Source organism: Alteromonas sp. 76-1 (assembly GCF_900654235.1).
In the GTDB taxonomy this organism is placed as follows: Bacteria; Pseudomonadota; Gammaproteobacteria; order Enterobacterales; family Alteromonadaceae; genus Alteromonas; species Alteromonas naphthalenivorans.
The window spans coordinates 3066913-3082014 of the sequence record NZ_LR136958.1 but is presented as its reverse complement, the minus strand read 5'-3'; the positions used below and the strand labels follow the sequence as shown (position 1 = coordinate 3082014).

Genomic DNA, 15102 nt, shown 5'->3' with positions numbered 1-15102 from the left:
GACATTATTAGGGTTTAGCTATGCGATTAGACAGATTCACCAATAAGTTCCAACTTGCCATTTCGGATGCTCAATCTTTAGCGCTTGGGCGCGACCATCAATACATCGAACCTGTACATTTAATGACGGCTTTGCTAAATCAGCAAGGTGGTTCGGTACGACCCGTACTTGACCAAGCAAATGTAAATGTGAATGCACTTCGCTCGGCATTAAGTGAAGCGGTTGACCGCATTGCTAGTGTTGATGGCATTGGCGGTGATGTACAGCTAAGTAAACAAAGTGGCATATTGCTTAACCTGTGCGACAAAATCGCTCAGCAGCGTAAAGATGAATATATTACCTCTGAAATTTTCGTACTTGCCGCTATTCAAGACAATGGCCGTTTAGGCGAAATTCTAAAGCAGCTTAACATTACCAAAGATAACGTTGAAAATGCCATTGATTCTATGCGGGGCGGTCAAACCGTAAACGATCCTAATGCCGAAGACGTACGTCAAGCACTGGAAAAATTTACCACCGATTTAACTGAACGCGCAGAACAAGGCAAACTCGACCCCGTTATTGGTCGTGATGACGAAATTCGTCGTGCAGTGCAAGTTTTGCAGCGTAGAACCAAGAATAATCCCGTGTTAATCGGTGAGCCTGGAGTCGGTAAAACCGCGATTGTTGAAGGTTTAGCACAGCGAATTATTAACGGTGAAGTACCAGAAGGGCTCAAGAATAAGCGTGTACTTTCTCTTGATATGGGCGCACTGGTGGCAGGCGCAAAATACCGTGGAGAATTTGAAGAGCGCCTTAAAGCGGTACTCAATGAATTAGCTAAAGAAGAAGGCCGCGTTATTTTATTCGTCGACGAATTACACACCATGGTTGGTGCCGGCAAAGGCGACGGCGCTATGGATGCGGGGAATATGTTAAAACCCGCGCTAGCCCGAGGTGAATTGCACTGTGTGGGCGCCACAACCCTTGATGAATACCGCCAATATATTGAAAAAGACGCCGCTCTTGAACGCAGATTCCAAAAGGTAGTGGTAGATGAACCCAGCGTAGAAGACACCATTGCTATCTTGCGGGGGTTGAAAGAACGGTATGAGTTACACCATTCGGTGGATATTACCGATCCCGCGATTGTAGCCGCAGCTACGTTGTCGCACCGTTACATCAGTGATAGGCAACTACCCGATAAAGCTATCGATTTGATTGACGAAGCAGCATCAAGTATTCGTATTCAAATAGATTCAAAACCTGAAGATATGGACAGATTAGAGCGCCGTATTATTCAATTGAAACTGGAAGAACAAGCGCTGGCGAAAGAGACTGATGACGCCAGCCATAAACGACTAGAAATGATTGAGCTGGAGCGAGAGCAGGCGGAAGTAAAATACAATGACTTTGAAAAAGTGTGGCTTGATGAAAAGGAGGCCATGCAAGGCACCCAAACTATTAAGTCGGCACTTGAACAAGCGAAGCTCGATTTAGAGATTGCGCGCAGAGCATCTGATTTAAATCGTATGTCTGAGCTTCAGTACGGCAGAATTCCTGAGTTAGAAGCGAAGCTAGAGCGGGCATCTGAAAATGAAACCCGAGAAACTAAGCTAGTTAAAAACAAAGTCACCGATGTTGAAATTGCCGATGTATTGTCCCGCTGGACAGGTATACCTGTCGCTAAAATGCTAGAAGGCGAGCGTGATAAATTACTTAAGATGGAAGATGTATTACACAAACGTGTAGTAGGGCAGGGGGAAGCGGTTGAGGCTGTATCTAATGCAATCAGACGTTCTCGAGCTGGTCTTGCGGATCCTAACCGTCCTATCGGTTCATTCTTATTTTTAGGCCCAACAGGGGTTGGTAAAACTGAATTATGTAAAGCACTAGCCGGTTTCATGTTCGACACCGAAGACGCCATGGTGCGTATTGATATGTCGGAATTTATGGAGCGTCATTCTGTTGCTCGATTAGTTGGGGCACCCCCTGGTTATGTTGGATATGAAGAAGGCGGCTATTTAACCGAAGCGGTACGCAGAAAACCTTACTCTGTTATTTTGCTCGACGAAGTAGAGAAAGCGCATCCTGATGTTTTTAATATCTTACTACAGGTGTTAGACGACGGCCGTTTGACCGATGGACAAGGCCGCACTGTAGATTTTAAAAATACTGTGGTGATCATGACGTCTAACTTAGGTTCTGACATCATTCAAAATCAGCATGAAGAAAGTCAGTACGAAGAAATGAAAGCGTCAGTCATGTCGGTGGTAGGGCAACATTTCCGCCCTGAGTTTATCAACCGAGTTGATGACATTGTGGTATTCCATCCACTTGGCAAAGACGAAATTAAATCTATTGCCAAAATTCAACTGGCAGCACTACGTGCCAGGTTAGTAGAAAAAGGCTATAAGCTTAATTTATCGGGCGCAGCTATGGATAAACTTGCTGATGCTGGATTCGACCCAGTATATGGTGCTCGGCCACTCAAACGGGCAATTCAAGTTCATATAGAAAACCCGCTAGCACAAAAGTTACTTTCTGGTGATTTGGTGCCAGATTCTGTTATCAGAATAGATGTGGATAACGAGAAGCTAGTGATTTCAAACCAGTGATTGATTAGCTATGCCGCAGTAGTGACTGTGTAGATAAAACAAAGCCACACATCTTGATAGATAGTGTGGCTTTTTTCTACGTGAGAAAAGGTTAACGAACGTAGCTAAAGACTATCGAGCAGGCTTTGTGCTTCAGGACGTTTAAAGAAAGGTCGTTTCACATTTACCGCAAAGATTAATTCTTCTTTTGCTTCTTCAATTCTGCCTAACTTAGCCAATGTATAACCCAAATGATAGCGAATGTTAGGATCATTGGCATCACGTGCATAGGCGTCGCGTAATAGTTTAAGGCTGGTTTCATATTGCCCTTGTTGTGCTTTTAACCAGCCAAACGTATCAAGAATTTTCGAAGACGAGGGGGCGAGTTCATAGGCTTTGCTGATATAGCTTTCAGCACTCTCGGCAATTTCCGTTTCCATTTCCATTGCCATAATAGCTAACCTGTTGTAAGCCTGTGCTGGGCTGGGTGTTTCGGGTATCTTTACTAACTCAATATATAAAGCTGTTGCTGCCTCAAAATCACGAATGAAATAGAGATATTGAGCAAGCAAGCTTTTGGCCAGAAGATTTTTTGGGTTTTGCTTGATAATTACTTCTGACTCTTCAATGAACGTATCTACATAGCGCTCATTAAGTGCGTAGTTGTAAATAGCGATTAACGGTGGGGCGAAATCTCTATCTAATCTCAGAGCTCGTTGAAAAGCTTCAATGGCTTCTTCATCACGTTCTTCAGCTGTCAATGCTCTGCCTTTGAGCAACCAATAATTGGCATTGTCCTGCTGTGCAGTTGCAATAGACGCCAGTAGCTCGTTTGCATCATTAACTTTATCTAACTTCAATAAAAGGCGTACATGAGCAAGCGCTATAATTGAAGACTCTGGTGCAGCTGACTGTGCCTTTTCCATTGCTGCAAGCGCTCTATCTTCTTCATTTATTAACAAAAGTTGGTCACTCAATCGAAGTAACCTAGTGGCGTCTTGCTGTATAAAGTTCTCAACAATATTTAGCGTTTTTTTCGCGTTCTCATAATCTTTTAACGCAATTAATAATCCGGCTTTGCTGAGAAGGTAATCAGGGTTGTCGAATTCATCTTTGATAAGTCTATCTAAATGATAAAGAGCGCTTTTACTATCACCTTCACGTTGGTAAATAGCCACTAACCGCTCCTTGGCGGCTATGTTTTCCGAGGTTAACGTAAGTATATCAATGTAAATTTGCTTGGCTTCTTGTGTACTACCAAGACGTGTCAAATTGTGTGCTTTAAGTAGCAGTGTTTCGTTATGCTTTGGTGACAGAGTAAGTAATTCTTCAACGAGTTGTGAAGATACTTCTAGGTTACCCAATCTGCTTTCAGTAGCAGCCAAATTGAATTTTGCTGGAAATAACGCGGGGTTAATTGCCAATGCTTTTTCAATCCTCGACTTGGCCTCTACTAACTGCCCCTGCCGTATAAGAATTCCCGCTTGCAAATTATAAACTTCAGGATCCTCTGGAAACTTATCTGCAAGTAGGCTCGCACTGCGAAGTGCTTGGTCGTAACGTGAGGCTTGAAGGTTCATTAATGCATAGGTGAAAAGATACGAAGGACTGTCTTTAAACTTAGCAAAATTTTGTTCGAGGATAGCCAAGGCTTTATCCTGTTTACCTCTTGCTGCCATTAATCTGATTTTAAAAAGCTGTAATTTACTTTCCGAAGGGTATCGTGCTTCTAGTTGCTGCAACAACCTTTCTGCCTTAAAGGCTTTATTCTCTTTTATAAACAAATCGCCCAAAATAAGTGCCGAATCAGGATTTTCTAGCAATACATCCTGATAACGTTCTAACAAAAGTAGGGCTTGTTTACCTTGTTGCGTAGAGAGATAAACCTGAGATAACATCATAACCGCCTGAATGTCATCAGGTTCATTTTGCAGGTAGCTTGTGAAGTCCTTCGCTGCTTTTTCCATATTGTTATTGAAAAAATTTGTCAGCCCGCTTATGTACAGCAACATAGGTTGAGAGGCAATTATTTCAGGATCTAATTGACTCATAAACTCATTGAGCTGAAGTAACTGTTCATTGTCGATAGCAGTTTCGGTATTACGGCTTTGCAACCAGCTATTTAACAAAATGGCGAGGGGGTCGTTGGGCGTATCTTCAATAATTTCATCGACAAATAGCTTCGCTTGGTCATAGTCTTTAGCTTGTAGATAAAGGTCAACAAGATTCCTAAGTGCAATAGGATCTTCACGGTTAAATGACAGTGCGGTTTGAAGGTATTCAGTAGCCGCTTTGGTATTTCCCTCGCGATAGGCCAATTGGCCTTTTAAGCGCCAAGTAATTGCATTTTCTTTTTCTATATTCTCGGCGTCATTAATAAGTTTACTGGCCAATGGTAAATTATCTCTTTGAAGCGCAATAGAAGCCATTCCATTAATAGCTGGAACGTAGCTAGGGGTATCAGAAAGTATTTGTGAATAATCAGTTTCGGCACACGCAAGATCATCTAGTCGTATACATGCTGTGGCGCGTATTTGTAGCCAAGCTCGGTTGCTTTCCTTGGTGAGTTTACTAGTTTGATTAAAGTTGACGATGTCTGTGTATTTATTGAGAAAGAGCCAAGTATTGCCCAAAGGCTCGGCGAGCAGGTTTATGTCTGCTCCCATCTCTATTGCTTCTACAAACTCAAGTTCTGCTGCATTTAAATATCCGTTAATGAGAAGTATTTTTCCCATTAGGATTTTTGCCGCTAAGTTCTCAGGATCTTTTTTTAAGCTATTTTTCAAGTGAATATAGGTTTCGTTATACTTATCTGCATTAAATGCAGTAAGTGCCTTTTCATAATCCTCCGAAGTCGTAGCATGAGCGGTGCTTAAAAAATTTCCTGCAAATGCCGATGCTAATATTGCCGAGGCCAATGTAGAACGCCAAATACGCGAACGTCCAGTTCCTAAATTCATTATTAAATTATCCTGCTAACTGCCATAAAAAAAGGTGGCCAAGGCCACCTTCTAAAGATACGTGTTTTTTATATAATTTGAAACTATTACGCAGTGCGTTTTCTACGCCATACCAGAATAGCAAAACTCATTAGCATTAAGCCAAAAACGCCAGGTTCATGAACTTCAGCAACGGGAGGCGGAGTACCCTCAGTAAAATCGATAGAGGTAATTTTAAATCCATCATTGTACATTGAAGCACCATCTATGCTGCCAAACACTGTATTATAGGCGCCCACCAACCAATACTTGGCTGTATCGACTAATTCTAGCTCGCCAGTAGTATAGCTGTACGACCCAGTTTTAGTGATATTGAATGAACCTGAAACCGCTCCAGTAATGATTTCAGACCAGCTGCTGGACTCGCCTTGGAGTAAACCTAACTGGCTATCATCTAATGCAGCAATTGAAACTTGTTGGTCAGTACCATTGTTGTTTGCCCAGCCAAAATCAATGCTATCAAGTGTTACATCAGAATCGAAAGAGAATAATACGAAATCGAAGTCAGCGTATGCTATTCCTGCGGCCGTGTCTTTACCATTCCAGTAGTAGTTATCAATAGAGTGGTCGGGGCTAGTTGATCCTTCGCCGTCTTGATTCAAAACACCATAGCCGTAAAAGCTGGATACTTCATAAGGAGAAGCAGTTTTCACTATTTGGTCGAAGTCTTCAGGATCTAAGCCATTACCTGTATCAGACCAACCGGTAAGAGTAATATTCACACCACCAATAGTTACCCCAGTAGCGGACGTTACTACAGACTCGTCAAAATCAGTTAAATCGTAATAGCCTTCAGCGAGAGAACTATCAACTGGGTCAGTTGTGCCGCGATCTCCATCGCCTCGACTACCGCCTGCAAACGCAGGTGCACTTAATGTTGACAAAACTACTAAGGATATTAGAGCTTTATGTAGATACTGCATGGCTATATTTCCACTTTTGAACTGAATTCTTACTATTGAGTGTTAATTAATGCATGGTGTGTGCCAGTATTTTATCTTGCTGTTTAATCGAGGCTTTTTTTGTTTTGTTTTTAAAGTTTATCTTTTTTAAACTAAGTAGTAAAAAAAACTGACAGGTAATACCTGTCATTTTTAAACTAAAGTAGCACTTCTTACGTAAACGCCATTCAAAGCTGTTTTCTACGCCAAGCAATAAGAAAGACACCTGCGAGCAATAAGCCTAATGTGGTTGGCTCACTCACTTCAGCTGAGGGGGCAGGTGGACTATCATTTGCTACAGAAAATCCAACTGATGAAAGCTTAAAGGCATCATTTCCAACATAACCTCCGATATTTTCAAAAACTGTATTATAAGCACCGATTAACCAATACTGGGAAGTGTCTGAAATATCGAAATCTGCCCTATGTTCTACATAGTCACAATTTTCTATATCATAAGAGGCAGTTGTTAGTGCATCTGCAACAATATCGCTCCAGGTTTGACTGCCTGAGGTTAAACCTGAAATGGAATCAAGTGCGGCCACAGATACTTGTGAGTCGTTGTTGCTGTATAGCCAGGAAAAGCTTGCGCCTGTTACTGAAACGGCCTGGTCGAATGACAACAAAACGAAATCGAAGTCTGTGACGTTACCGTTTACTTTATTTACATTGTCTATAGCGTGATCGGGGTTATAGTAAGTTTCCCAATCATCATTTGTTACACCGTACCCATAGTAGTCAGAAATTTTTTCTAACTTCGCATCTACAACAAGGTCATCGTTTTTACCGTAGGTATCAGACCAAGCGGAGACAGAAATGTTTACTCCGTTAACCGAAATGGTGCTATTGAGAGGATCTGTTCCTGATTGAACGCCATCATCAACGAGGTCATAGATATTCTCGCCTAAAGCAGATTCGCATAAATCGTTGTTAGATGAGCTATTATTTGAGCTGCACCCTGAGTAGTCGGAATTATGCCATTTGTTAGAACCTGCTTCAGCAGCGGAAAGTGGCAATAGGGTTAAACCAATAAAGCCCGCGGTAAGTATCGATACATTAAGTAAACGCATTATAACTAGACCTTCTTTAAATATATAAAGGTGTAGTTCGTACGATATTTAGCTCTACTTTTTACAGGCAGAGTAGACATCGTGAACTTCAACATGATGCTTATATGATAACTAAACGGGGAGCGACGTTACGTATATGGTTAAATACCTACATATCAGTTGCGGTTAAAGGCTGACTAAGAATGTTATCTATGCGCCAGCAATGAACTATGAAATAATTGAATTAGTTATTTATGTATATATGAGGACTTATGTCTGAACAAAAGCGAAAAGGGATTTATCTTCTTCCCAATCTACTAACCACTGCGGGTCTATTTTCAGGCTTTTTTGCAGTAGTGTCTTCGATGACTGGAAGATTTGAAGCAGCAGCGGTAGCTATATTTGTTGCCATGATTTTTGATGGATTAGATGGCCGCGTTGCGCGTATGACGAATACGCAAAGCGATTTCGGTGCTGAATATGACTCAATGGCTGATATGGTGTCATTTGGTATGGCGCCAGCGTTAGTCGCATACAACTGGGGCTTAACTGAGCTCGGTAAGTTCGGCTGGTTAGCTGCCTTTGTTTATGTGGCAGGTGCCGCTTTACGTTTAGCACGATTTAATACGCAGGTTGGTATTGCCGATAAACGCTTTTTTCAAGGCTTGGCTAGCCCAGCTGCAGCAGCAGTCGTTGCTGGCTTAGTCTGGGTAGGCGTTGAATATGATGCTGTAGGTACAGACTACGGAATTGTAGTGGCGTTAGTTACTGGTTTCGCTGGCCTACTAATGGTGAGTAACTTCAAATACAATTCTTTCAAAGAATTGAATTGGCATGGGAAGGTTCCTTTCGTAGGGCTGCTTATTGTGCTACTTATATTTGTAGTGGTAGCAACAGAGCCTGCTTTAGTACTCTTTATTGTGTTTTCTCTTTACGCGCTTGCTGGCCCAATCAATACATTTAGAACCGTCGATAAAGTTACATTGAACGACGTAGTAGGTGAGCAAGAAGAAGATGCAGACTTTGATGCTGATGCTAATAATGCGACCGATACTGTTGATAGTAGCGAAGGGCAGGAAGGCGGAGAGTCGTCTAATAAAGTGTAAAAACACGCCTCTCAGTCATTAATCGTGATGAGTTAGTTGTATTAATATACCAAACGACTAAAAAGCGACCTTCTAGGTCGCTTTTTTTATGAATTATCAAAAAGAGGTTGACCTTGCCTCAGAAATCTCTAGAATGCGCATCCGCTTCGACAGGAAAGTGAAATAACTTACACTGACAAAGCAAGTCACTACAACCTGAAAGGCAGTACTGGCAAGGTTTACAAGGAAATGCTTTTGAGATTAATTTTCTGAAAGTGTTGACATGAAAACCGAAACGCGTAGAATGCGCGCCTCGCTTCAAGGAGTTGGTAACAACACTGGAAAAGCAGTTTTCATTAACTCTTTGGAGTTAACAACGGTTCGAAAAGAAATTTACGAAAAATGTTGACACTGAAAACGAAACGCGTAAAATGCGCATCCGCTTCGAAGAGAAGCGCTCATCGAAAAGGCAATGGCTGTTCGGGTGAGGTAAGGAAGTCTAAGCAACTATATGTAGTGTTAGTCCTCCTTGCGCAAAAACAGAATGCTTCGCATTATGATTTTTGCACGATAGTTCTTTAACAATTTATAACAAGACAATCTGTGTGGGCACTCATTAAGAGTGTCACACAACGACGATTCATATTCGATATATTTAATTGAAGAGTTTGATCATGGCTCAGATTGAACGCTGGCGGCAGGCCTAACACATGCAAGTCGAACGGAAACATGTCTAGCTTGCTAGATGATGTCGAGTGGCGGACGGGTGAGTAATGCTTGGGAACTTGCCTTTGCGAGGGGGATAACAGTTGGAAACGACTGCTAATACCGCATAATGTCTTCGGACCAAACGGGGCTTAGGCTCCGGCGCAAAGAGAGGCCCAAGTGAGATTAGCTAGTTGGTGAGGTAAAGGCTCACCAAGGCAACGATCTCTAGCTGTTCTGAGAGGAAGATCAGCCACACTGGGACTGAGACACGGCCCAGACTCCTACGGGAGGCAGCAGTGGGGAATATTGCACAATGGGGGAAACCCTGATGCAGCCATGCCGCGTGTGTGAAGAAGGCCTTCGGGTTGTAAAGCACTTTCAGTTGTGAGGAAAAGTTAGTAGTTAATACCTGCTAGCCGTGACGTTAACAACAGAAGAAGCACCGGCTAACTCCGTGCCAGCAGCCGCGGTAATACGGAGGGTGCGAGCGTTAATCGGAATTACTGGGCGTAAAGCGCACGCAGGCGGTTTGTTAAGCTAGATGTGAAAGCCCCGGGCTCAACCTGGGACGGTCATTTAGAACTGGCAGACTAGAGTCTTGGAGAGGGGAGTGGAATTCCAGGTGTAGCGGTGAAATGCGTAGATATCTGGAGGAACATCAGTGGCGAAGGCGACTCCCTGGCCAAAGACTGACGCTCATGTGCGAAAGTGTGGGTAGCGAACAGGATTAGATACCCTGGTAGTCCACACCGTAAACGCTGTCTACTAGCTGTTTGTGACTTTAAGTCGTGAGTAGCGAAGCTAACGCGATAAGTAGACCGCCTGGGGAGTACGGCCGCAAGGTTAAAACTCAAATGAATTGACGGGGGCCCGCACAAGCGGTGGAGCATGTGGTTTAATTCGATGCAACGCGAAGAACCTTACCTACACTTGACATGTTGAGAAGTTACTAGAGATAGTTTCGTGCCTTCGGGAACTCAAACACAGGTGCTGCATGGCTGTCGTCAGCTCGTGTCGTGAGATGTTGGGTTAAGTCCCGCAACGAGCGCAACCCTTGTCCTTAGTTGCCAGCATTTAGTTGGGCACTCTAAGGAGACTGCCGGTGACAAACCGGAGGAAGGTGGGGACGACGTCAAGTCATCATGGCCCTTACGTGTAGGGCTACACACGTGCTACAATGGCATATACAGAGGGATGCGAGACAGTGATGTGGAGCGGACCCCTTAAAGTATGTCGTAGTCCGGATTGGAGTCTGCAACTCGACTCCATGAAGTCGGAATCGCTAGTAATCGCAGGTCAGAATACTGCGGTGAATACGTTCCCGGGCCTTGTACACACCGCCCGTCACACCATGGGAGTGGGATGCAAAAGAAGTAGTTAGTTTAACCTTCGGGAGAACGATTACCACTTTGTGTTTCATGACTGGGGTGAAGTCGTAACAAGGTAACCCTAGGGGAACCTGGGGTTGGATCACCTCCTTACCAAAATGTCGATGGTGACATTGTTGATGTAGTGCCTACACAGATTGTTTTGTTATTAAATGAAGAACGACACGAAGTTTTTTGTAGTTATACAGAAAATGGGGCTATAGCTCAGCTGGGAGAGCGCCTGCCTTGCACGCAGGAGGTCAGCAGTTCGATCCTGCTTAGCTCCACCACTACAGGCTTGTAGCTCAGCTGGTTAGAGCGCACCCCTGATAAGGGTGAGGTCGGCAGTTCAAGTCTGCCCAAGCCTACCATTTCTACTTGGTTTTGTTATTTTCAATCGCTGCGATACTCATGTGCTAGCGCACACTGCGTTTCTCGCGTTGAAACTACCTGTACCAAGCGAACTGGATGCCATTTTCTTTATCACTTGCTTTGCAAGTGGTCGTGAAAAATCCGCTTAACCGGAAGCGGAGCTTCCTGACGGTTTTTCTACTCGCTAAAGTTAGCGGTAGTTATAAACTAATATAGAAAGCTTGTTTTTGTGTCATGTTGGACCATAAATCCTAATGAATATTTACTCGATTGAGTAAGCATTGATTAGGGTTTTTTACTCTAAGGAAGAAAGTAATGCTTTTAGCATGAAATCTCCAACGTTCTTTAACAATTTGGAAAGCTGATATTTAATTAGTAAATCAATCAAAATTTGAGTAATTGAGAAGTCGAAAGACGTACTTACTACTCTACTTGACTTGAATTGCTTGTTATCAATCTTTATTTGATAGCAAGGCAATTTCACGATTAGCTTGTCATGCATATAACTGAGTTAGATCTCATCCAGTCCTGATATCAAAAGGCGGGAGAGTTCTTCGCTCAATCATTGTTTTAATATCACTTCGGTGTGTATTAGTGCAATGGTCGAGGTAACAGTTTCTAGTCGACTAAATCGACGAGTAAGCGAAGGCACATACTTTTAGTATGTAACTGAGCGAACGAGGAAAATTTAGGAAGAATAGGAAGTGTTAACGAAGGCCATTTGGGGTTGTATGGTTAAGTGACTAAGCGTATACGGTGGATGCCTTGGCAGTTAGAGGCGATGAAGGACGTGTAAGTCTGCGAAAAGCTGTGGTGAGCCGACAAAATGCATTTGAGCCACAGATGTCCGAATGGGGAAACCCACCTATTTATAGGTATCGTTGTATGAATATATAGTACAACGAGGCGAACGAGGGGAACTGAAACATCTAAGTACCCTTAGGAAAAGAAATCAACCGAGATTCCCCTAGTAGCGGCGAGCGAACGGGGATTAGCCCTTAAGCAATTATGAACGTAGTGGAAGCCTCTGGGAAGTGGCGCGATACAAGGTGATAGCCCTGTACACGAAGTGTTTGTTTTTGTGAAATCGAGTAGGTCGGGACACGTGTTATCTTGACTGAATATGGGGGGACCATCCTCCAAGGCTAAATACTCCTAACTGACCGATAGTGAACCAGTACCGTGAGGGAAAGGCGAAAAGAACCCCTGTGAGGGGAGTGAAATAGAACCTGAAACCGTATACGTACAAGCAGTGGGAGCAGACTTGTTCTGTGACTGCGTACCTTTTGTATAATGGGTCAGCGACTTATATTTAGTAGCAAGGTTAAGCGAATAGCGGAGCCGTAGCGAAAGCGAGTGTTAACTGCGCGTTTAGTTGCTAGGTATAGACCCGAAACCCGGTGATCTAGCCATGGGCAGGTTGAAGGTTGAGTAACATCAACTGGAGGACCGAACCCACTAACGTTGAAAAGTTAGGGGATGACTTGTGGCTGGGGGTGAAAGGCCAATCAAACCGGGAGATAGCTGGTTCTCCCCGAAATCTATTTAGGTAGAGCCTCGGACGAATTCCATTGGGGGTAGAGCACTGTTAAGGCTAGGGGGTCATCCCGACTTACCAACCCTTTGCAAACTCCGAATACCAATGAGAACTATCCGGGAGACACACGGCGGGTGCTAACGTCCGTCGTGAAGAGGGAAACAACCCAGACCGCCAGCTAAGGTCCCAAAATATTGCTAAGTGGGAAACGATGTGGGAAGGCATAGACAGCTAGGAGGTTGGCTTAGAAGCAGCCACCCTTTAAAGAAAGCGTAATAGCTCACTAGTCGAGTCGGCCTGCGCGGAAGATGTAACGGGGCTAAGCAATATACCGAAGCTGCGGATACGTGTTTACACGTATGGTAGGGGAGCGTTGTGTAAGTGGATGAAGGTGGATTGAGAAGTCTGCTGGACATATCACAAGTGCGAATGCTGACATGAGTAACGATAATGGGAGTGAAAAACTCCCACGCCGGAAGACCAAGGTTTCCTGTCCCATGCTAATCAGGGCAGGGTAAGTCGGCCCCTAAGGCGAGGCAGAAATGCGTAGTCGATGGGAAACGGATTAATATTTCCGTACTTATATAATCAGTGATGGAGGGACGGAGAAGGCTAAGCAAGCTTGGCGTTGGTTGTCCAAGTGAAAGCAAGTAGGCCGAGTGTTTAGGTAAATCCGGACACTTAAAGCTGAGATGCGAGACGAGCTACTACGGTAGTGAAGTTGTTGATGCCCTGCTTCCAGGAAAAGCTTCTAAACTTATGATTATATGAACCGTACCCCAAACCGACACAGGTGGTCAGGTAGAGAATACTAAGGCGCTTGAGAGAACTCGGGTGAAGGAACTCGGCAAAATTGTACCGTAACTTCGGGAGAAGGTACGCCCTTGTTTGTGATAGGACTTGCTCCTTGAGCAGATGAGGGCCGCAGTGACCAGGTGGCTGGGACTGTTTATTAAAAACACAGCACTCTGCTAACTCGCAAGAGGACGTATAGGGTGTGACACCTGCCCGGTGCCGGAAGGTTAATTGATGGGGTTATCTTCGGAGAAGCTCTTGATCGAAGCCCCGGTAAACGGCGGCCGTAACTATAACGGTCCTAAGGTAGCGAAATTCCTTGTCGGGTAAGTTCCGACCTGCACGAATGGTGTAACCATGGCCACGCTGTCTCCACCCGAGACTCAGTGAAATTGAAATCGCAGTGAAGATGCTGTGTACCCGCACCTAGACGGAAAGACCCCGTGAACCTTTACTACAGCTTGGCACTGAACATTGAACCTACATGTGTAGGATAGGTGGGAGGCTTCGAAGCACAGTCGCTAGATTGTGTGGAGCCGTCCTTGAAATACCACCCTTGTATGTTTGATGTTCTAACATTGGTCCCTTATCGGGATTATGGACAGTGTCTGGTGGGTAGTTTGACTGGGGCGGTCTCCTCCCAAATAGTAACGGAGGAGCACGAAGGTTAGCTAATCACGGTCGGACATCGTGAGGTTAGTGCAATGGCATAAGCTAGCTTAACTGCGAGACAGACACGTCGAGCAGGTACGAAAGTAGGTCATAGTGATCCGGTGGTTCTGTATGGAAGGGCCATCGCTCAACGGATAAAAGGTACTCCGGGGATAACAGGCTGATACCGCCCAAGAGTTCATATCGACGGCGGTGTTTGGCACCTCGATGTCGGCTCATCACATCCTGGGGCTGAAGTCGGTCCCAAGGGTATGGCTGTTCGCCATTTAAAGTGGTACGCGAGCTGGGTTTAGAACGTCGTGAGACAGTTCGGTCCCTATCTGGTGTGGGCGTTGGATGATTGATGGGAGCTGCTCCTAGTACGAGAGGACCGGAGTGGACGAACCGCTGGTGTTCGGGTTGTCATGCCAATGGCATTGCCCGGTAGCTACGTTCGGAACGGATAACCGCTGAAAGCATCTAAGCGGGAAGCCGGCCCAAAGATGAGTCATCCCTGACTTTTAAAGTCCGGAAGGGTTGTTATAGACGATGACGTTGATAGGCAGGATGTGGAAGCGTTGTAAGGCGTTAAGCTAACCTGTACTAATTGCCCGAGAGGCTTAACCATACAACGCCCAAGAGGCTTTATAATCTTGAGTGTTGTAAGACAAAGCTAATAGCAACTAGAGTAGTAGTACTCAGTGCTCAAAAGATTGATTACGTGAATATCAGAATTCCTAAATTGTTAATTATTTACGCAACGATGATGACATAGACTCATGAGCTTTACAGCCGTGAGATAATGTTGGTCCTCCTTGCGCAGAAGTCATGATAAAAAGCATCATGATTCTGCACGATTTATGCTTGGCAGCCATAGCGATACGGTACCACCTGATCCCATTCCGAACTCAGAAGTGAAACGTATTAGCGGCGATGGTAGTGTGGGGTTTCCCCATGTGAGAGTAGCACACTGCCAAGCTCCCATTCGAAGAAAGGGCTATCCTAACGGATAGCCCTTTTTT

At 44.4% G+C, this 15102-nt stretch carries 5 protein-coding genes, 2 tRNA genes and 3 rRNA genes; 7 read left to right on the top strand and 3 right to left on the bottom strand.

The window, feature by feature from the left end; genetic code table 11:
• The first annotated feature begins 20 nt into the window (after positions 1-20).
• Complete coding sequence (gene clpB / locus ALT761_RS13320; protein WP_129739376.1) at positions 21-2597, top strand: ATP-dependent chaperone ClpB; 2577 nt, start codon at positions 21-23, stop codon at positions 2595-2597.
• A gap of 104 nt (positions 2598-2701) precedes the next feature.
• Here the strand turns inward: clpB and prsT are convergent, their stop codons facing one another.
• From prsT to xdp1 (ALT761_RS13305), 3 genes are all read right to left on the bottom strand, one after another.
• Entirely contained in the window at positions 2702-5536 is a 2835-nt protein-coding gene (gene prsT / locus ALT761_RS13315; protein WP_129739374.1) for an XrtA/PEP-CTERM system TPR-repeat protein PrsT, read from the bottom strand.
• A gap of 86 nt (positions 5537-5622) precedes the next feature.
• The gene (gene xdp1 / locus ALT761_RS13310) at positions 5623-6498 is read right to left on the bottom strand and encodes an exosortase-dependent surface protein XDP1 (RefSeq protein ID WP_129739372.1); all 876 of its coding nucleotides are present in this window, start codon (positions 6496-6498) and stop codon (positions 5623-5625) included.
• Positions 6499-6704: 206 nt separating this feature from the next.
• The gene (gene xdp1, locus ALT761_RS13305) at positions 6705-7586 is read right to left on the bottom strand and encodes an exosortase-dependent surface protein XDP1 (RefSeq protein WP_129739370.1); all 882 of its coding nucleotides are present in this window, start codon (positions 7584-7586) and stop codon (positions 6705-6707) included.
• 251 nt (positions 7587-7837) lie between these two features.
• Here xdp1 (ALT761_RS13305) and pssA point away from each other — a divergent pair, with 251 nt between their 5' ends.
• The 6 genes from pssA to rrf all read left to right on the top strand — a co-directional run bounded on the left by pssA (position 7838) and on the right by rrf (position 15059).
• Complete coding sequence (pssA, locus tag ALT761_RS13300; RefSeq protein WP_129739368.1) at positions 7838-8671, top strand: CDP-diacylglycerol--serine O-phosphatidyltransferase; 834 nt, start codon at positions 7838-7840, stop codon at positions 8669-8671.
• A 635-nt stretch (positions 8672-9306) separates the two neighbouring features.
• Positions 9307-10839: ribosomal RNA gene (locus ALT761_RS13295) — 16S ribosomal RNA — on the top strand.
• A gap of 100 nt (positions 10840-10939) precedes the next feature.
• Positions 10940-11015, top strand: a tRNA-Ala gene (locus tag ALT761_RS13290).
• A 4-nt stretch (positions 11016-11019) separates the two neighbouring features.
• Positions 11020-11096 (top strand) — tRNA-Ile (locus ALT761_RS13285).
• A 734-nt stretch (positions 11097-11830) separates the two neighbouring features.
• Positions 11831-14708 (top strand): 23S ribosomal RNA (locus ALT761_RS13280).
• Positions 14709-14943: 235 nt separating this feature from the next.
• Positions 14944-15059 (top strand): 5S ribosomal RNA (rrf, locus tag ALT761_RS13275).
• The 16S, 23S and 5S rRNA genes sit together here with 2 tRNA genes alongside, the layout of an rRNA operon.
• Positions 15060-15102 lie beyond the last annotated feature (43 nt).